Raw genomic sequence first — 19,366 nt, forward strand, 5'->3', positions numbered from 1 at the left:
CCCGGCCCACCCGGATCAGGCGAGTTTCCTCGGGCGGTAGGCGTGGAACTGGCTGCCGCTCGACAGGCCGTAGTCGCGGGTGCGGTAGTCCGTGCCGTACCCGCCGCGCTGCTCGTACTCCCAGTACGACGTGTGCGCGGTGTTCGCCCACTTATCGAAGATGACGACGTGACGGGTGTCGGCGGTGCCGGTCGCGTCGATGACCAGGTCGCCCGGCTGCAACTGCGACATCGCGATGCGCGTGCTGACCGACGGTCCGGCCAGGCCAACGGTGTTCAGGCCGGGCCTGCCCAGTTCGAGGGCCATCGAGGCGTAGCCCGAGCAGTCGGTGCGGTATCCGTCGTGCGTCCTCGACTGGCTGTACGGCACGCGCATGGCGGTGTGCGGGTGCCACGTCCTGGCGTTGGCGAGCACCTGGGTCCGGCTGATGGTCGCGAGCGGCGTGATGGGCGTTTCCTGTGACGCGGTCCGTACGGGGAAGGTGCCGGCGAGGGGCGACGACGGGGTCGCGCTGAGCCCGTACACGGCCAGCGCCGCGCCGGAGAGCGCGAGTGCGCCGACACGGATTGCGAGATGCTGCGTACGCATGAGCTTCTCCTCCTGTTCGCGGGGATACGGCATTCCGCCGTAGGGCGACGTTGAATAACGTAGATAGCGACGCTGTTCGGCGTCACAGGAATGGCTTGCCGGTAGCGATATCTGAAAAATGACTGAATTATTTCAACGGGGACGTAATAGAGGACCGATTCCCTTCCACGCGTCCGAACCGATTGGTATATTGACCTACCGTTCAACTGGTACGTTCAAGTACCGCATCTCTCCGTCCCCCCGGGAGAACTCATGCGCTCGACGCGTCCGACCAAGTACGCGGCCCTCGCCGGCGCTCTGGCCGTACCACTGGTGGTGCCGCTGTCGGCGGCGAGCCCGGCCTCCGCCTCTGGTCCGGCGAGTTCGGCCTACGGCATCTACGCCGGTGGCGCGCTGGCCATTCCGGCACAGCCGGCGGTGACCTCCGCGACCCAGCCGAACCGCAAGGCGCTCGAACTTCCGAAGAACCCGGTGTTCAATCTCGCGCTGTTCACCGTGGAGGCCAAGGGCCACCACGCGTCGGCCGGCGTCCTGGACCTGCGGTTGAGTCACCCCGGGCTCAAGACGAAGCTCCCCACCGGGCTGCTCTCCGCGCAGACGATCGCCGCGAAGTGCGACAACGGCGTCGGCTCGGCCCACCTCGCCGACATCTCGGTGGCGGGCCACGACGTGCCGATCGGCGGCCCGCCCAACACCGACATCGTCATCCCGACGCGGGGCTTCGGTCTGCGCGTGACGCCCAACAAGCAGGTCCAGAACCCGGACGGCACGTTGACGGTCGTCGCCCTTGAGCTGGACATCTCGATCGGCAGCAGCGTCCAGACCATCGACCTCGCCTCCGCCACCTGCGGACGCGCGGACGGCAAGCCGGCCCCGACGCCGACCGTGCCCGGTACGAAGACCTCCCCTTCTTCCTCCGCGTCGTCCTCGGCCGGCGGCACGCCGTCCGCGGCGCACGTCAAAGAGGCCCCGCGGCCCACCCCGGTCCCGACCGACCTCCCGGTCGCCGGCTGACCGCGGGCGGCCGCGCCGCGGGCTCAGCGGGCGACGGCGGCCTCCACGGACGCGGAGGGCAGGCGGACCGTGAACGCCGCTCCGCGGCCCGGTTCCCCGGTCGCGCCCACCCGGCCGCCGTGGCTGTCGACGACCTCCCGCACCAGGGCCAGGCCCAGGCCGAACCGGCGTCCGTCGCCGGCGTTGCCGTGCTTGAAGCGTTCGAAGATCAGCCGTTCCTGGTCCTGGTCGAAGCCGACGCCGTCGTCCCGTACGGTCAGGACCACCTCGCGGCGCTTCGCTGTACGGTCGAGAGTCAGCTCGATGTGACCGCCCGGCGGCGTGTGGGTGAGGGCGTTGTCGACCAGCGCGCCCACGACCCGGCGCAGCGCGGCCGGCACGCCCAGGACCAGGTACCCGCCGGGATCGCGGCGGACCTCCAGCGCGATGGACCGGGCCTGCGCCCGCGCGGACTCCGCGTCGGCCACCGACTCCACGATGGCCGCGAGGTCGACGAGCTCGCGGCGCGCCGTCGCGTGGCCCAGCTGCGCCGACATGAGCAGGTCCTCGATCACCTCGCCGAACTGCCGGGTGTCGGAGACGATCGTGCGCAGGTCCTTGTCGATGTCCGCCGTGGGCGCGCGGCGGGCGAGCAGCTGCGCGCGCGTGTGCAGCCGGGTCAGCGGCGTGCGCAGCTCGTGGCTGGCGTCGGCCACGAAGCGGCGCTGCCGGCGCAGCGCCTCCTCCAGCGGCGAGATGGCACGCCGGGCCAGCACCTGCCCGGTCACCAGGGCGGCGAGCAGCCCGGCGAGCTCGGCGACGGTGAGCGCGAGGTAGAGCCGCTGCCGTTCCTGCTGCTGGTACCGCAGGTCCATGGCGGCCTGGACGACCGTGCCGCCCCGGCGGCCGGTGCGGATGAGGTAGTCGATCCCGTGGATCCTCCGCCGTTCGACCAGCGCCCCGCCGCCGTTCGCCACCCGGCGCAGGCTCGACCGGACCGGGAGGTCGGCCGGCGCGCTCGGCGTACGGCGGAGCGAGCCGCCGTCCTGGGCGAACATCCACACACACGGCGGCGGGCTCTCGACGCTGCTGCGGGCCACGTAGAACCGCAGGTCGCGCTCGGCGTCACGCTGCTGGCCCCCGGTCGTCGCGACGAACATCAGCGCGCCGACGACCAGCACCACGCCGGTGATCGCGCCGGCCAGCTGCGCGGTCAGCAGCCACCGGGCTCTGGCCAGCGACCGGCCGTCGAACTCCTGCGGTTCTCTCATAGCTCCCCCAGCCGGTAGCCGAAGCCCCGGACGGTGCGTACGGCCCCGCGGCCGAGCTTGCGGCGAAGATAGTGAACGTAGGTGTCGACGATGGAGTCGGTGGCGGCGTCCTGGAACACCGTCAGCTGCAGGTCCTCGCGCGAGTGCACCGTCTTCGGGCGGCTCGCCAGCGTCCGCAGCAGCTCGAACTCCCGCTTGGAGAGCTCGACCTCGTCGCCGTCCGGCAGCAGCACCCGCCGGCGCACCAGGTCGATCTCCGCGGCGCCCAGCGGGAGCGTCCGCGCGGCGTCGCGGTGCCGGCGGTGCAGCGCCCGTATCCGCGCCAGCAGCTCCTCGATGTCGAACGGCTTGACGAGGTAGTCCTCCGCGCCGGAGTCGAGCCCGGCGACCCGGTCGGCGACCGTGCCGAGGGCGGTGAGCACGAGCACGGGCGTGGCGATCCCCTTGCTCCGGATCCGTCTGATCAGGTCGAGCCCGTCGACGGCGGGCAGCACCCGGTCGATGACGAGGACGTCGTACGCCCGGGTCAGCGACAGGTGCAGGCCGCGCTGGCCGTCTCCGGCCGTCTCGACCTGATAGCCCTCACCGGTGAGCAGTTCCTTCAGCATCTCGGCGATCTCCGTGTCGTCCTCGACGAGGAGCACACGCCGCGGTGAATCTGACAGCTCGGTCACCACGAGGTAAGCATCGCATGTTGATCGCCTCCGTGAGCGGAGAAATGTCACGCTTTGCCGAGCAGCCTTCCCGGGTTGACCGCACTGACCTGGTGGACCTCCTCCTCGGTCAGGCCGAACGCGTTCATGTGCGCCAAGAGCAGGCGCAACGCCTCGACGGTGTGCGGGAACAGCGGCTCCCCGGCGTCGCTGGACAGGGTCACGTGGTCGGTGCCGAGCGCCTGGATGGTGCGGCACATGTCCGCGGGGTTCACCCCGAGCAGCGGCGAGATCTCGTCGTAGGTGAAGTTCAGGTACACGCCCGCGGAGGCGAGCTCCTTCATCTGCTCCAGGGACAGGTCGATGAAGGGGCTGAACGGGTGGTCGATCACCGCCTTGGTAATGCCCAGGTTCCGCACCTCTTCGGCCATCGCGAAGATCTCCTCGTGCGTCGCGTGGGCGAACGAGACCATGACGTCCCGGTCGGCGACCATCCGGAAGATCTCCTTGTACTCCGGCTTGAGCCGTCCGTGCTCGTCGAGCGTGTACGCCCCCACCTTCAGCGCCTGGTCCCAGGGCAGCGGATCGCTCCACTCCTTCGGGTCCTCGCTGCCGCCCCACCAGATCGGCGGCCCGCCGACCTTGCTCAACGTGTTGGCGCTCCGGAAGACCGGCATCCAGACCGCGGACACGCCGTCGTCCAGGTGCCGGCGCGCCGCCTCCACGAGCGGCAGCCCCCGCGTGTCGGTGGTGATCCAGCCCGACCACACCTGGATCGGCTCGATCTCCGTCTCCTCGCTCCAGGCGGCCAGGTCCCGCTCGATCTCGCGGACCACGGCGGCGGGGCCCGCCGCGGCGGGCCTGTTCATGCCCTGCACGCTCTTGTACAGCAGCCCGCCCATGCCGCTGGCCGAGGCCAGCTTCGCGATGGCCAGCGCGTCCTGCTGACCCTCGTGCGCGTGACAGTGGATGTCGATCGCGCCCTCCACGCCGCGGATGGCGGGCGGGTGCAGCGGCTCGGCGCGGTAGCCCATGCGGGCGCGGTACGCGTCCAGGAACCGGTCGTGCGGCGCGTTGTTCGGCTTGCGGAGCCGCGCCTCGGCGAACTCCTCCATGTCGAGGTCCACTGGGTCCTCAGCCCTCCTGTTCGCTGGATGCGATGACTTCCACAAGCGGCCGGCCGGCGGTCTCCACGCCGGTGCGCCACAGCGCGTACGCGGCGGCGGCGACCGGGACGGCGGAGACGAACGCGAGCGTCCCGACGCGCGGCGCCGTGGTCAGCAGCAGCGGCCCGAACATGCCGCCGACCTTGCTCGACGCGGCGGCCACGCCGCTGCCGGTGGCGCGCATCGTCGTGGGGTAGACCTCCGCGGCGTACGGGGCGAGCATCGCGATCATGCCGGCCGCGCCGGACAGCAGGAGGCTGACCAGGGCGACGAGCAGCACACCGTGACCGGGCCTGCTCGGATCGAGCGTCCCGAACAGCAGGAGCACCAGCCCCGTGACCAGCGCGTAGGTCAGCATGGCCCGCCGGCTGCTCCAGCGCGCGTACGCGACGGCGGCCACCGCCGTGGCCGGCAGCGCGAACACCGAGGCCAGGAGCAGCAGGTCGCTGGCCTGCGTCCCCGCGCCCGCCGCCTGCAGGAACACCGGCAGGAACGTGATGAAGCCCCAGTTCACGACGCCCCAGCCGAGCCCGTACACCAGGATGCCCGCGGTGCGCGGCAGCAGCGACCCGGTCAGCAGCGTGGCCGGCCGTGGCGGGGGAGCGTCGGCGACGGGAGCGGGTTCGGCGGGCACGGCGCGCACTCCGTACCGGCGCATCACCTCGGCCGCCTCGTCCTCCCGCCCGCAGGCGAGCAGGAAGCGCGGCGACTCGGGGATCCACCGGGTGAGCACGACGAGCAGCAGCCCGGTCGGCGCGCCGAGCAGCCAGAGCACGCGCCAGCTCAGGTGCGGCACCAGCAGCGAGGTGGCGCCGCTCGCGATGAGGTAGCCGAGCGCGGTGGCCAGGCCGCTCTGCAGCACCATCAGCCAGCCCCGCTGCCGCGCCGGGATCGACTCCGACATCAGCGAGTACGCGATGGGCAGCATGCCGCCGGCGGCGGCGCCCATGGCGAAGCACATCGCCAGGTTCCATCCGAACGACGGCATGAAGCCGCAGATCGAGGTGGCGACGTACATCAGCCCGGAGAACAGGATCGTCGACCGGCGGCCGAAGATGTCGGCGAGGTAGCCCCACAGCAGCGAGCCGACCACGGTGCCGGTGATGGCCACGAACGGCAGCGTCGCGATCTCCGAGTGGTCGAGCCCGTACTCCTTGACCATGCCCGGAGCGGTGAACCCGAGCGACGCCGGCTTCATGGTGTCGATGACCAGGCCGACGAACAGCACGATCGCCAGGAGCCGGTGCGCCGGGCTGAGCTCGGCCCGGTCGAGGGCCGCGTACCGCTGCGTCGCGGGGACGCGGCGCGCCCGCGCGGCCCGCTCGGCGCGGTCGGGCAGCAGGCCCCAGACCGCGAGCGCCAGCCCGGCGACGATCAGCGCCATGCCGGTGGTCATGACGCCGCCCATCGGCATGCCGGCCATCATGAAGTGGTCGTGGCGCGCCTTCACGTAGTCGGGGAAGTGCATCGCCACCCCGGCCAGCACGAGGACCGAGCCGATCGCGAACCCGTACCGCCTCATCGTGTCGCCTCCGCGAAGTAACGGGCGGCCAGCCGATGGCGCCGGGCGTCCCAGACCATGTAGGTGCCGAAACCGAGCTGGACCACGCTGCGCCAGACGTCCTCCCACCGGTCGCGCAGGCGGAGCAGCGGGAGCCGGACCCGCAGGGCGCGGTCGTCCGTACGGGGGAGGAGGACGCACGGCCCCCGGTTCGGCAGCGACCGGGTGTGCGCGGCCGAGGTGCGGAGGGCGAACCGGCGCAGCGTCTCCCGTGCGACCACGCGCATCGTCAGCGGCGCCACGCCCCGCGCCGGGCAGGGCCGGTTGGCGGTGACCCCGAACGGGATGTGGTTGGCCTCCCGTACCGCGAGCGTCCGCCAGCGGTCGGGGTCGAACCGTTCGGGGTCCTCGTACCCGGTCGTGTGGAAGGAGGGGTAGTCGAAGCACAGCACCGAGCCGGCCGGCAGCGTCGTCCGCTCGTCCACGGTGATGTCCTTGGAGGTGATGCGGTGCGCGATGCCGAACAGCGGGTAGCGGCGCAGGCTCTCGTTGATCACCTGGTCCAGGTACGCGTCGTCGCCGGGGTCGCGCGCCAGGCGTTCCCGCACGTCCGGGTGCTGGGCGATCGCCATCAGCAGGTGCGCCATCGCCTCGGACATCTGGACGACGGCGGTGTTGAAGAAGGCGCCCTGCAGGTAGTACACCCGCTCCTCGCGGGACAGCGACGACGGCAGCGGGTGCGGGATCTCCTCCAGCCGGTCTCGCAGGTAGGCGGTCAGCCGGACGCGACGGTCCATGTGCCGCAGGCCGCAGCACTTGAGCGCCGTCACGACGTCGTCGGCGTTGCCGACGATGAGGTCGCGGGCCTCCGGCGGGCACGGCCGGCCGAAGACGAGCTCGTAGTAGAACTCCGCCCAGATCGGCATCATCAGGTCGCGCAGCCGGACCAAACCGGGCCGCGTGGCGTCGAGCGTACGGGCCGCGCACGCGGCGGCGAGCCGTTCGACCTCCGGCTTCGGGCGGGCCAGGATCCGCCGGGTCGTACGGGCCACCTCGTCGTACCGCTCGCCGGGTTCCAGGTGCTCCTGGTGCACCTCGGGCCCGGGGGCCAGCCAGTACCAGAACAGGTCCGACAGCCGCGCGCCCCGGCTGCGGCCGTCGGCGGCCGGGTCGGAGTAGACCCGGGTGAAGTCCCGGATGCCGACGCTCCGCCCGGGGATCGGGACGCCCTCGTCACCATTGATCCGGGCGAAGATCCACATCCGCAGCGCCACGACGACCCGGGGCAGCCAGTACGGCAGGCTCACCACCACGACCACGAGAGCGGCGAGGGTCAGTGGCAGCACCGGACCTCCCGTACCAGGTCGCGAGTGACCGCGCGCGGTCCGTCGCAGCCGCAGAGGGTGAGCGTGTGCGCGGTCTCGGCGCGCAACGTCTCCAGCACGCGCGTGACCCCGGCCTCGCCGTCGGCGGCCAGGCCCCACAGGATCGGCCGGCCCACCGCGACCGCACTCGCCCCCAGAGCGAGCGCCTTCACCACGTCGGTGCCGCGCCGGACGCCTCCGTCGAGCAGCAGCGGCACCCGTCCCTCGACCGCCTCCGCGACGAGCGGGAGCTGGTCGATGGTCGCGGGCATCGTGTCGAGCTGCCGGCCGCCGTGGTTGGACACCAGGAGGGCGTCGACGCCCCGCTCGACCGCGAGGCGGGCGTCCAGCGGATGCAGCGCGCCCTTGAGCACGATCGGCAGCGGTGTGATCTCCCGCAGCCAGTCGATGTGGCGCCAGGAGATCTCCGGGGAGAGCACGACCTGGCGTACGCTGCCCGGCTCGCCGCCGCGCAGCTCGCGCAGGTTCTCGCACCGCATCCCGTCGGGCAGGTCGTGGAAGGCGTTCCGGTCGTTGCGCTCGTGGCGGCCCAGCGCGGGCGAGTCGACGGTGACCACCAGGGCGCGGCAGCCCGCGGCCTCCGCGCGCCGGACGATCGCCTCGGTGAAGCCGAGGTCGGGCTGGACGTAGAGCTGGAACCACAGGGCGGGGTCCGCGGCGACCTTGCCGGCCTCGGCCGTGATGTCCTCGATCGCCACGGTGGACAGCATCGCCGCGATCATGATCGTGCGGGCCTCCGCGGCGGCGCGGGCCGTGGCGCGTTCGGCGTCCGGATGGGCCAGCCGGTGGAAGGCCGTGGGCGACATCAGGATCGGCATCGACGCGTCCGCGCCGAGCAGGGTGACGTCGAGGGCGGGCGCCGCCGCACCGCGCAGGATCCTCGGTACGAGCGCGAGGCGGGCGAATGCCGACTCGTTCGCCCGCAACGTGACCTCATCCTGCGCGGCGCCGGCGAAGTAGTCGTAGTGCACGGGGTCGAGGCGTTCGCGGGCGAGGGCCTCGAACTCGCGGACGTTCACCGGGTCCATGGTCAGGCCTCCACCAGCTTGGGCGCGAGGAAGTCCCGCAGCGGGACGCGGTAGTCCTCCTCGCCCGACCAGTCGTTGCAGATGTCCTCCTTCAGCCGGAGCTCGGCGAGCACCTGGCCGCGGTGGTAGTGGCGGACCACCGGATGCAGGTACCGGTCGTCGAGGCTCGGGTCGGCCTCCCAGGCGCGACCGGCCTCGACGTCGAACGGGTCGATCGTGGAGTGCCCCCGGCCGTACTCCAGCGAGACCGTGAAGTACCGGTCGGCCCGGCCGAAGTCGCTCTCTCGCACGTAGTCGAGCGGCATCTCCTCGTAGTAGCGCGCGGTCCCGTCCGACCCGACGGTGACCAGGTCGCATAGGAACCCGTACTGCTGCCAGAGCGCGGAGGTGCGGTTGATCCGGCCCAGCACCGCGTCGGTCAGCTCGTCGGGTTTGGCGGACAGTCCCCGGTACGGCCATTCGACGCCCTCGTACCTGCTCTCGAACATGTGCCACAGTGCGCGAATGCCGTAGCGGAAACCGTGGGTGAAGGCGCTCGTGTACTTCTTGAAGTCGCGGACCTGCGTCAGCGTTCCGGCGAAATAGAGGTCCGGTACGTTGACCGACTCCCATTCGCTGGTCAGCGCCGGGAAACGGTCGTTGATCGCGAGTTCCGGGCGGCACTCGTCGGTGAATATCGACGAGTCGAGCTTGAATCCCGTGCAGGCGATGACCCGGTCGTAGGCGAGCCGCACGACCTTGTCGCGGCGCGCGTAGCTCAGCGTCATCACGAATTCGTCGCCCTCGCGTTCGATCCGCTGGATGACGCCGTCGAGCACCATGTTCTGCGTCTTGAGCTGGTACGTGTCCAGGAAATTGTTGTTCACCGCGCGGAGGTGCCCGATGAAGTGGGTGCGCCAGGCGAATTTGATCGCGCTCGGCCCGACCAGGTGGATGACGGCGGCCTTCTCGGTGATGGCGTCGGCCGTCTCGAACGCGGAGTTGCCCTTGCCGATGATGAGGACGCGCTGGTCCGTGAAGTCCTCCGGGTCGACCGAGACCTCGGTGTACGGCTCGGCGAGCTCGATGCCGGGAACCGGCGGGAGGTACGGCGCGCTGAACCCGGTCGCCACGATGAGCCGCCGCCCCCGGTGCACGTTCCCGCTGTCGTCGGTCACCGCGAACCCGTCTTCGTCCCGCGCCACCCGGGCGGCGCGCGTGCGCGTGCGCACGTTCAGGCCGAGCCGCTCCGCGAAGTCCTGGAGGTAGCGGAGGTAGTCGTCGGCGTGCGGGAAATAGCGTTCGGTGTAGCGGGTGAAAAGCAGATCCGGGTCGTCGCTGAGCAGCGAGTTCCAGTCCATCCGCAGATTGAGCTCCGGATCGTCCCACCCGGTGTGCGGCTTGTTGATGGAGATCATCTGGCGATGGCGCGGAAAGTCGCGGTAGAAGTCTCCTGCGGTCTCGCCCGCCTCGAGAATCAAATAGTCGCGACCGGCCCGATGCAGAAAGTAACCGAGCTGCAGGCCGGCCGGGCCGGCTCCGATGATGAGATAATCCACGATTTCCGGCACGCGCGGCCTCCCGGTATCCGAGGAGTTCGAACGGTCCGGAAGCTAGTCAGGATTTCTCAGAGTCCTCCAAGAAAGGTCGGAGCGCCCGACGTTCCCGCGTATCGGTCCCCAGAGGGGCGGAGCCGATGTCGCGGAACGTGGCCGCGGTCCCGCCGGGTCACCTTCACCGTCCGCCCGTACCTGTCGATCCTCCGCCCGGCGGGTGCGCGAGCATGGCCGGCCAGGCCGTCTGTCCCGCGTTCTCGCTGGTAGCATGCGCTCAAGTGGGGCATCGATGGCGTTTACCGGCACTCTGACCGCCGAGGTCGAGTCGTTCGGCATACGCACCACGCTCATGAGCACCGGGATGGCAGCCGGCGAGGCCGGGGCCCCGTACGCGAGGTGACCGCCCGCTGACACAGCGGTCGCGGAGTCCTCCGAACCGATGCCGGCTCGTCGGCATCAGTTGAGGTGTCCGTGTTTCTTAGCGTTTATCCTCGGCGACCGGTCGGCGGTCTCTCAGACTGGTGTGGGCCGACAAGAGGGATGGATCGTGGACAGGCGCCTGTACGGGACGGTGGCGGCGATGCGGGACCACGCTCGGATCACGAACGCGGGAGGCGTGTCGCCGCGCGCGATGCGTGTCGAACGCCTGGTGCGCCCGTACGACCGTGACGCGGGCAGCGGGCTGGACCTCACGGGGCGGCTCTACGGGCGGGAGCCCGACACGGCGGCGCTCGCGTCCGCGCTGGACGCGGTCGCCGGTGGCCGGGCCCGGCTGCTCTCCCTGGAGGGGGCGGCGGGCGCGGGCAAGAGCGCCCTCCTGGCCCGGGCGCGGGCGGACGCCCGGCGGCGCGGATGGACCGTGCTCACGGGCCGGGCGGCCATGCTGGAGGCCGCCAACGACTTCGGCGTGCTGCGGCAGGTCCTGGCCGGGCTGCCGCCCGCGCCGGACGGCCGGGCGGTGCCCGCGCTCCGTACGGCGCAGGACGACGCCTCGCCCTTCGACGTGTTCGAGCTGGTGTCGGCCCACCTGTTCGACGTCACCGCGGGCGCGCCGGTGCTGATCACGCTGGACGACCTGCAGTGGTGCGACACCCTGTCCCTTCGCTGGCTCGCCTACCTCGCGCACCGGAGCGCGGACCTGCCGCTCGCCCTCGTGCTGGCCAGTTCGCCGCGGGAGATGAGCGAGCAGCAGTTCCTGCTCGACGAGCTGATCGCCTCCTGCGAGCGGCGCACGCTGCACCGGCTGACCCAGGCCCACCTCAGCCGGTGGATCGCCGACGTCATGGGCGCCGGCGCCGACGACGCCTTCGTCGCCGAGTGCCATCAGGTCACCGGCGGCAACGGCGCGCTGCTGGCCGACCTGCTGCCGGCCCTGGCCGCGCGTTCCGTACCGCCGGTGGAGGAGTCGCTGGCCTCGATCGAGGACATCGGCGGCGCCGCCGTGTCGCGCCGCGTGCTGTCCTGGATCAGGCGGTGCGGCCCCGAGGCGCCGGCCGTCGCGCAGGCCGTCGCGGTCCTCGGCGACGACGGTGAACTCGTCCTGGTCGCCCAGCTCGCGGGGCTCGACCTGGACGCCGCAGCCAGGGCGGCCGACCGGCTGATCAAGATGGACGTCCTGACCAACACCTCGCCGCTGCGCTACGTCCACTCGCTGACGCGGGCGGTGGTGCACGCGGGGATCTCCGCCGGGCTCCGGACGTCGCAGCGGCTGCGCGCCGCGCGGCTGGTCCGCGACCACTACGCCGAACCTGAGCGCGCCGCCGCGCATCTCATGGCCGTGGACATGTCCAGTGAGCCCTGGGCGCTGGAGACGCTCAGGGCCGCCGCCGACGCCGCCCTCGAACGCGGGCTGCCCGAGCAGGCCCTCGGATACCTGCGCCGGGCGCTCGCCGAGCCGATGCCGGTCTCCGCTCGCGCCGAACTCCTGGCCGGCATCGGCGCCACCGAGATCGGCGCGGGCGTCGCCGGCGCCGAGAGCACGCTCCACGAGGCCCTCGCGATCGCCACCGAGCCGTCGCTCCGCGTCCGGATCGGGGTCGATCTGGCCTATGTGGACGCCGTCGCCGGACGTCCGCTCAAGTCGGCCCTGGAGGTCGTGGACGAGGTCTGTGCGCGGCTGCCGCCGGGGCGCGACGAGCTCGCGGCAGAGGCGGAGCTGGGCGTCTTCGCGGCGTACACGGCCTCCGCCGACGCGGGCGAGTTCCTCGACCGGCGGATGGCCCGGCTCCGCGACCGGGCCGCCGACGACGCGCGCCTGACCGTGCTGGCCGGCGTGGTCGACGCCTGGTCCGGCGCCCGGCGCGGGCGCGATCGGGCGGAGTGCGTACGCCGCGCGCGGTCCGCACTGGAGACCATCGACCACCAGCGGACCTGGGAGCTCCGGCTGCGGTTGCCCGCCGTGAGCGCGCTCATCGACGCCGAGGAGTACGACCTCGTCGGCGACCTCCGCGGGATCGACGGCCACTTCGGGCACCGCCAGGGCACCGCGGGCGACGCGACGGTCGCGGCCTGTCTCCGCGGGCGCCTCGCGTACGGACGCGGCGACCTGAAGGTGGCCCGTACGGTGCTCGGCACGGCGCTGAAGCACCCGTCGGTGGCCGGTACGGACGGGGTCGCGCGGCTGGTGAGCGTGCTGACGGACCTCGGCGACCTGGACGCCGCCGACCGGCTGATCCGTGAGCACGCCCCCGCGGCGACGGCGGCGCCGACGTGGGCGACCGCGGTGTTCGCCTTCGCCCGCGCGTCGCTGTGCGCGGCGCGGAACCAGCGCAAGGAGGCGCTGGAGGGCTTCCTGGAGACGGGGCGCGGCCTGCGCGCACTCGGCGTCGACAACCCGGCGGCGCTCCCGTGGCGTTCGCGGGCCGCACGGTGCCATGCCCTTCTCGGCGACGGCGCGGCCGCGCGGGCGCTGGCGGCGGAGGAGGTGGCGCTCGCCCGGCGCTGGGGGAGCCCCCGCGCGCTCAGCACCGCCCTCGCCGCGTCCGGAGTGGTCTCGGGGGATCCGGCGGCCGCGCTTGAGGCCGTCATGGTCCTCGACCGGACGGACGCGGAGCTCCACCGGGCGATGGCGCTGGTGGACCTGGGCACGGTCGAGCTGGAGACCGGCGCCGTCGATCGGGCCCGCGACCATCTCCAGGACGGGTTCGCCCTGGCCCGGGTGATCAACGCCCGGCCGGTCTGGCTCCGGGCGGCCCGGTACATCAAACGCGCCGGCGGGCGGCCGGACCTGGGCCGCATCGGCGGCGTGACCGCGCTCACGGCGCAGGAACGCGCCGCGGCGGAACGGGCTGCCGCAGGTGCCACCAACCGCCAGATCGCCGACGATATGGTGCTCACACAGCGCACCGTCGAGCAGTACCTGACGAGTGTCTACCGCAAGCTCGGCATCACCGGGCGACCCCAACTGGCCGCGGCCCTGTCCTGCTGAGCCACCGCCGGCCGGTCACGTTTCCTTCCAGGAGTTCGAATGATGCATGTCGTCGTCCCGCAAGCCCTCATCGACCGCGGGAGCCCGGTGCGGCTCGTCGTCAGCGGCGGCGGGAGTGGCGGCCACACGTTCCCGGCCGTCACGGTCATCCGGGCCGCCCGCGCGGCGCTGGGCGGGTACGGCCTGCACCTGGACCCGTACTGGGTGGGCAGCGAGGGCGGCATCGAGAAGGGCGTCGCGGAGGCGGAGAACGTGCCGTTCACCGCGATCCCCACGGGGAAGCTGCGGCGCGCGCGCAACCCGCTGGCCATGCTCACGGCGGCCAACATCCGGGACGCGGGCAAGGTGCCGGCCGGCGTCGGCGAGGCGATCAGCGTGGTCCGCAACCTCAAGCCCGACGCCGTGCTGTGCACGGGCGGTTACGTGTCGGTGCCCGTCGGGCTGGCCGCCCGGCTCTGCCACCGCCCGCTGCTCGTCCACGAGCAGACGGTACGCGTGGGGCTGGCCAACCGGATCACCATGCGGGGCGCGACGCGCATCGCGCTCAGCGCGGAGCCGTCGATGGAGCTGCTGCCGGAACGCCTGCGGGACCGCGCGGTGGTGACGGGCAACCCGCTGCGCCCGGGCCTGGGCGACGGCGACGCGGCCGAGGCGCCGAAACGGCTCGGCTGGGCGGGCTGGACTCCGTCGCTGCCGACGGTCTACGTCACGGGTGGCTCGCTCGGCGCCCGGCAGGTCAACGAGCTGGTGGCCGAGATCCTGCCCGACCTGCTGCGGTACGCCAACGTCTTCCACCAGGCGGGCAGCCAGCTGGTCGACGAGGCCGCCGCGATGGCCGAGCGGCTGCCCGCCGACGTGCGGCCCCGGTACATGGTGCGTGGCTTCGTCGGCGAGGAGCTCGCCGACCTGCTCGCCCTCGCCGACGTGGTCGTCGCGCGGAGCGGTGGCGGCACGGTCAGCGAACTCACCGCGATCGGGAAGCCGTCGGTGCTCATCCCGCTGATCCCGACCGGCGGCAACGAGCAGGTCCGCAACGCCGAGCACCTCTCTGGCAACGGCGCCGCCCGCGTGCTGATCGGCGAGGACGCGACGCCGGCCCGGCTGGCGGAGGAGCTCGCCGGGCTGCTCGGCGACCGGGCGCGGCTCACCGACATGGCGTCCAGGGCACGGAGCATGGGCCGCCCCGACGCGGCGGCCGCGCTTACCAGCGAGGTCCTCGCCCTCTGCGCCGCCACCGCCTCCTGAACCCGGCGCGCGTCAGGACTCGTAGATCCGGGGGAGCGCCGCCGGGATCCGGGCGAGGATCTCGGCGGGCAGCAGGTCGAGCTGGCGGGCCAGCTCGGTCAAGGTGAGCTCGCCCTCGTCGCCGGGACCGAACAGCACGACCTCCTCGCCGGGGCTGGGCAGGTCCTGGCCGACGTCCAGCACGGTCTGCTCCATGCCGACCACTCCGGCGATGCGGTGGCGGCGGCCGGCGACGAGCAGTTCGACTCCGGCCGTGCCCGCCGCGCGCGGCAGCCCGTCGGCGTACCCGACCGGCACGACCACGATCGTGCTGTCGGACGGGACCCGGTAGGTCAGCCCGTACATCACCCCGGTGCCGGCCGGGATGCGCTTGGCCACCGCGACGGTCGAGCGCAGGCTCATCGCCGGGCGCAGCCCGAAGTCGCCGCCGCTCTCCAGCGGGCTCAGGCCGTACAGCGCGAGACCGGCGCGGACCAGGTCGTAGTGGCTCTCGGGCACGGTGAGCAGCGCCGCGGAGCTCGCGAGGTGCCGCAGCTCCGGCTCCACGCCCGACGTGACGGCGTACCGCACGGCGTCGTCGAACGCGTCGATCTGCGCGGCGACGGACGGATGACCCGGATCGTCCGCACAGGCGAAGTGCGAGAACACCCCGGTCACCGTGACATGTCCGGCCGCCTGCGCCCGCCGCGCCGCCTCCACGAGCTGCGGCCAGTCGTCACGGGTGGCCCCGCCGCGCGACAGCCCGGTGTCGACCTCCAGGTGGACCCGGACCGGACGGCCGTTCCGCTCGGCGGCCTCGGCCATGAGCGCGAGCCGCCACGGCGCCTCGACACCGAGTTCGACGTCGGCCAGGACGGCCGCGTCGTAGTCGGCCTGGCGCCACGGCAGCCAGGCCAGGATCGGCGCCTCGACGCCCGCCTGACGCAGCGTCAGCGCGTCCTCGACCTGCGCCATGCCGAGCCGGCTCGCTCCGCCGTCGAGCGCCGCGCGTGCGGCGGGGACGAGCCCGTGGCCGTAGGCGTTCGACTTCACCACGGCCATCACCGGCGTGCCGGCGGCGGCGGAGACCAGCACCGAGGTGTTCGCGGAGATCGCGGCCAGGTCGATGCGCGCGTGCGTGCCGTGGGCGGAGTCCGTCAGCTCCGTCCGCCCGATGATCGAGTGCATGCGGCCAGCGTGGGGCCGCTCCGGCGCTGTTCAGTCCATCAGCGGAAATCGCCCGGTGTAAAAACCCGGATTGCCCGGTTGACTTCACCGAAATGCCCGGTATCCCCGGCGTGTGCTCCCGCCCTACCGTCACGCAGGACCGATGTGCCATAGAGAACCGGTGGGGAGTTTGACGGAGATCACGCTGATGTCGGACGAGCGCGTGGCCGGTATCCCGGTCGCCGAGATCGGCGAACCCTTCGTCGATCTGCGCCGGCATCCCGAACTCGTGCTCGACGGCAGGCTCGCCGATCCCCTCGGCGCGTACGCCCACGTGCGGGCCGGTGTGGCGACCCGGCTGCTGGAGGCGCAGAGCCTGCTGCGCGACGGCCTACGGCTGCGCGTCGTCGAGGCGTACCGCCCGCCCGCGCTTCAGCGCCGCTACTTCGACGAGTACGCGTCGGAACTGGCGCGCCTGCACCCGGAGTGGCCTCCGCCGCGACTGCACGCGCAGGCCAGCCGGTTCGTCGCGCCGCCGGAGGTCGCGCCCCACGTGGCCGGCGCCGCGGTGGACGTCACCCTGTGCGACGCCGACGGCGCCGAGCTGCCCATGGGCACCGAGGTCAACGCCAACCCGGAGGAGAGCGACGGCGACTGCTACACCGCGGCGCCCGGGATCTCCGCCGGCGCGCGGCGCAACCGGGAACTGCTGAGCACGGTGCTCACCGCCGCCGGAATGGTGAACTATCCCACCGAGTGGTGGCACTGGTCCTATGGTGACCGCTACTGGGCGATGCGCACGAACAGCCCGGCCGCGCTGTACCGGCAGCACGACGTGAATGTCCTCCCGAAGGAAGGCGACGATGTCTGACGAGCGGATCACCGTCGGCGTGGTGTTCGGCGGGCCGTCCGCGGAGCACGAGGTGTCCGGCGCGTCCGCGCTGGCCGTCGTACGCCATCTGCACCCGGACCGGTACCGCCCGGTCGTCATCGGCGTGACCAGAGACGGGCGCTGGCTCCTGGTCCCGTCCGAGACGGTCGAGGAGGTCGCGGCCCGCAAGTCCGCCGGGCCGGCGATCCAGGACCGGCTGACCGCCGAAGGCACCGAGGTCGAGCTCAGACGCGGCGGCCGCCTCGTTTCCTCCGACGCGCCGGACGTCGTCCTGGAGCGGCTCGACGTCGCGTTCCCCGTCATCCACGGGCCGTTCGGCGAGGACGGTGTGATCCAGGGACACCTGGAGACCCTCGGCCTGCCGTACGCCGGGTGCGGCGTGCTCGCCTCCTCGGTCGGCATGGACAAGGTGGCGATGAGACGCGCCTTCGCCGCGGAGGGGATCCCGTTCGTCCCCGGCGTGTGGTTCACCGAGAAGCAGTGGCGCGGCGCCGACGATCCGGTGCGGCTCGCCGGCGACTTCGGCTGGCCGCGGTTCGTCAAGCCGGCCAACATGGGCTCCTCCATCGGCATCTCGCGGGTCACCGGCCCGGACGAGCTGGTGAGCGCGGTCGAGGAGGCGTTCCGGTACGACGACGTCGTCCTGGTCGAGGAGGGCGTCACCGCACGCGAACTGCTGTGCGGCGTGCTCGGCGACATGGACGAGCCCGAGGTCTCGGTGCCGTCCGAGGCGAAGATCATCGGTGGCTTCTCGGACTACGCGCAGAAGTACCTGAGCATGGCCGACTCGATCACCTCGCCCGCCGAACTGCCGGCAGAGGTCACGGAGCAGGTGCGCGAGCTGTCCGCCCGGGCGTTCCGCGCCATCGGCGCCAACGGGCTGGCCCGCGTCGACTTCCTGTACGACGAGGCGGCCGGGAAGCTCTACGTCGGAGAGATCAACACCATGCCCGGGTTCACCTCCCGCTCGGTGTACGCGCGCGGCTTCGCCGAGAGCGGGGTCCCGTACGAGGAGATCCTCACGCGGCTCATCGACCTGGCCTTCGCCCGGCACACCAGCAAGCAGCAGAAGACCGTCGAGGCGGGACAGTGATCACACTCACCCTGGAAGAGATCGCACGGGCCGTCGGCGGCACCGTGCACGGAGCCTCCGGCCCGGTCACGGTCACCGGACCGGTCGTCATCGACTCCCGTGAGGCGACCGACGGCGCGCTGTTCGCCGCGATCGTGGGAGCGCGCAGCGACGGACACGACTTCGCCGACCAGGTCTACGCCGCGGGCGCGAGCGCGGTGCTGGGCTCCCGGCCCGTCGGCGGACCCTGCGTGGTGGTCGACGACGTGGTCGACGCGCTGACCGAACTGGCCGTGTTCGTACGGGACCGGCTGAACCCCGTCGTGATCGGCCTCACCGGCTCGGTCGGCAAGACGACGACCAAGGACCTGCTCGCCCAGATCCTGGAGCAGAACGGGCCGACCGTGGCCACCGACCGCTCGTACAACAACGAGATCGGGCTGCCGCTGACCATCCTGCGCGCCGACCGGCAGACCCGTTACCTCGTCCTGGAGATGGGCGCCGGAAAGCCGGGCGACATCACCCACCTCATGCGGGTGGCCCGGCCGCAGCTCGGCCTGGTGCTCAACGTCGGACCCGCGCACATCATGACGCTCGGCGGGGTGGAGGGCGTCGCGAAGGCGAAGGGCGAGCTCCCGCGGGCCCTGCCGCCGGCGGTGAAGGGCGGCTTCGCCGTGCTCAACGCCGACGACGAACGTGTCGTCGCCATGGCGCGCGAGACCCTCGCGCAGGTGGTGTTCTACGGCACCGGCCCGGACGCGACCGTACGGGCGGAGGACGTGACCGTCGACACCACGGGTCACGCGTCGTTCACCCTGCACACCCCCTCCGGGAAGGCCCCGGTACGGCTCGGCCTGCCCGGCGAGCACCTGGTCGCCAACGCGCTGGCCGCCGCGGCCGTCGCCGGCGTCATCGGCGTCACGACCGACCGGATCGCCGAGGCGCTCAGCTCGGCCGTCCGGCGCTCGCCGAACCGCTTCCAGGTGACCGAGCGGGCCGACGGTGTCACGATCATCGACGACGCCTACAACGCCAACCCGGTCTCCATGCGCGCCGCGCTCCGCACCGCGGCGACGATGGCGGCCGGCCGCCGGAGGATCACCGTCTTCGGCGAGATGACCGGCCAGGCGGAGGAGACGGCGTACCACCACTCCGCCCTCGGCAGGCTGGTCGGTGAGCTCGGCGTGGAGATCCTCGTCGTCGTGGGCGAGGGCGAGGGACCGGAGACCCTGGCCGAGGCCGCCCGCGACGCCGGCGTGTCCGTGCACACGGTCCCCGACCGGACCGCGGCGGCCGAGCTCGTCAAAGAACTGCTCCAGCCGGCGGACGTCGTCCTGGTCAAGGCCTCGAGCGAGGCGGGTCTGTCGGCCGTGGCGGCTGCGCTGCGCGATCCGGAGAACTGACGGCGCCGGCACCGTACCGGTCACTGTCATCTGCCTCGTCACCGGCTTCGCCGAAGGATCA

15 protein-coding genes are annotated in these 19,366 nt (G+C 72.3%); 6 read left to right on the plus strand and 9 right to left on the minus strand.

Annotated elements, in window-relative coordinates; genetic code table 11:
* Window positions 1–15: 15 nt before the first annotated feature.
* Window positions 16–588 (minus strand): hypothetical protein, encoded by a 573-nt coding sequence (locus ACQEV1_RS07815; protein WP_433392632.1) that lies wholly within the window; start codon window positions 586–588, stop codon window positions 16–18.
* Window positions 589–840: 252 nt separating this feature from the next.
* Between ACQEV1_RS07815 and ACQEV1_RS07820 the strand changes: the two genes are divergently transcribed.
* Window positions 841–1,602 (plus strand): choice-of-anchor P family protein, encoded by a 762-nt coding sequence (locus ACQEV1_RS07820; protein WP_433392634.1) that lies wholly within the window; start codon window positions 841–843, stop codon window positions 1,600–1,602.
* 23 nt (window positions 1,603–1,625) lie between these two features.
* Here the strand turns inward: ACQEV1_RS07820 and ACQEV1_RS07825 are convergent, their stop codons facing one another.
* Genes ACQEV1_RS07825 through ACQEV1_RS07855 form a run of 7 tightly spaced genes read right to left on the minus strand, consistent with a single transcriptional unit; the run spans window position 1,626 to window position 10,135 of the window.
* Entirely contained in the window at window positions 1,626–2,852 is a 1,227-nt protein-coding gene (locus tag ACQEV1_RS07825; RefSeq protein WP_285621721.1) for a sensor histidine kinase, read from the minus strand.
* Window positions 2,849–3,529 carry a response regulator transcription factor gene (locus ACQEV1_RS07830; protein WP_285621718.1) on the minus strand — a complete coding sequence of 227 codons (681 nt, stop codon included), beginning with the start codon at window positions 3,527–3,529 and terminating at the stop codon, window positions 2,849–2,851. The genes ACQEV1_RS07825 and ACQEV1_RS07830 overlap by 4 nt, the downstream gene beginning before the upstream one ends.
* Before the next feature lie 44 nt (window positions 3,530–3,573).
* A complete protein-coding gene (locus ACQEV1_RS07835; RefSeq protein ID WP_285621715.1) occupies window positions 3,574–4,632 on the minus strand; it encodes a DUF6282 family protein in 1,059 nt (352 codons plus the stop codon).
* 7 nt (window positions 4,633–4,639) lie between these two features.
* A complete protein-coding gene (locus ACQEV1_RS07840) occupies window positions 4,640–6,193 on the minus strand; it encodes an MFS transporter (RefSeq protein ID WP_433392637.1) in 1,554 nt (517 codons plus the stop codon).
* Complete coding sequence (locus ACQEV1_RS07845; protein WP_433392639.1) at window positions 6,190–7,518, minus strand: cytochrome P450; 1,329 nt, start codon at window positions 7,516–7,518, stop codon at window positions 6,190–6,192. The genes ACQEV1_RS07840 and ACQEV1_RS07845 overlap by 4 nt, the downstream gene beginning before the upstream one ends.
* Complete coding sequence (locus ACQEV1_RS07850; RefSeq protein WP_285621706.1) at window positions 7,506–8,585, minus strand: alpha-hydroxy acid oxidase; 1,080 nt, start codon at window positions 8,583–8,585, stop codon at window positions 7,506–7,508. The genes ACQEV1_RS07845 and ACQEV1_RS07850 overlap by 13 nt, the downstream gene beginning before the upstream one ends.
* A gap of 2 nt (window positions 8,586–8,587) precedes the next feature.
* The gene (locus ACQEV1_RS07855; protein ID WP_433392642.1) at window positions 8,588–10,135 is read right to left on the minus strand and encodes an NAD(P)-binding domain-containing protein; all 1,548 of its coding nucleotides are present in this window, start codon (window positions 10,133–10,135) and stop codon (window positions 8,588–8,590) included.
* 532 nt (window positions 10,136–10,667) lie between these two features.
* On the opposite strand from ACQEV1_RS07855, the gene ACQEV1_RS07860 reads away from it, so the two are divergent.
* Window positions 10,668–13,547: an AAA family ATPase gene (locus ACQEV1_RS07860; RefSeq protein ID WP_433392644.1), complete on the plus strand. Its 2,880-nt coding sequence runs from the start codon at window positions 10,668–10,670 to the stop codon at window positions 13,545–13,547.
* Between the two features lie 39 nt (window positions 13,548–13,586).
* A complete protein-coding gene (locus tag ACQEV1_RS07865) occupies window positions 13,587–14,792 on the plus strand; it encodes a UDP-N-acetylglucosamine--N-acetylmuramyl-(pentapeptide) pyrophosphoryl-undecaprenol N-acetylglucosamine transferase (protein WP_285621698.1) in 1,206 nt (401 codons plus the stop codon).
* Between the two features lie 12 nt (window positions 14,793–14,804).
* Here ACQEV1_RS07865 and alr read toward each other — a convergent pair whose 3' ends face one another.
* A complete protein-coding gene (alr, locus tag ACQEV1_RS07870; protein ID WP_285621695.1) occupies window positions 14,805–15,959 on the minus strand; it encodes an alanine racemase in 1,155 nt (384 codons plus the stop codon).
* Between the two features lie 160 nt (window positions 15,960–16,119).
* Between alr and ACQEV1_RS07875 the strand changes: the two genes are divergently transcribed.
* Genes ACQEV1_RS07875 through ACQEV1_RS07885 form a run of 3 tightly spaced genes read left to right on the plus strand, consistent with a single transcriptional unit; the run spans window position 16,120 to window position 19,305 of the window.
* Window positions 16,120–16,809: a M15 family metallopeptidase gene (locus tag ACQEV1_RS07875; protein WP_285621693.1), complete on the plus strand. Its 690-nt coding sequence runs from the start codon at window positions 16,120–16,122 to the stop codon at window positions 16,807–16,809.
* A complete protein-coding gene (locus ACQEV1_RS07880) occupies window positions 16,802–17,923 on the plus strand; it encodes a D-alanine--D-alanine ligase family protein (protein ID WP_285621679.1) in 1,122 nt (373 codons plus the stop codon). Before ACQEV1_RS07875 ends, ACQEV1_RS07880 begins: the two co-directional genes overlap by 8 nt.
* Entirely contained in the window at window positions 17,920–19,305 is a 1,386-nt protein-coding gene (locus tag ACQEV1_RS07885; RefSeq protein ID WP_433392647.1) for a UDP-N-acetylmuramoyl-tripeptide--D-alanyl-D-alanine ligase, read from the plus strand. Before ACQEV1_RS07880 ends, ACQEV1_RS07885 begins: the two co-directional genes overlap by 4 nt.
* Window positions 19,306–19,366 lie beyond the last annotated feature (61 nt).

Source organism: Actinoallomurus sp. CA-142502, assembly GCF_050936355.1.
Taxonomy (GTDB): domain Bacteria; phylum Actinomycetota; class Actinomycetes; order Streptosporangiales; family Streptosporangiaceae; genus Actinoallomurus; species Actinoallomurus iriomotensis.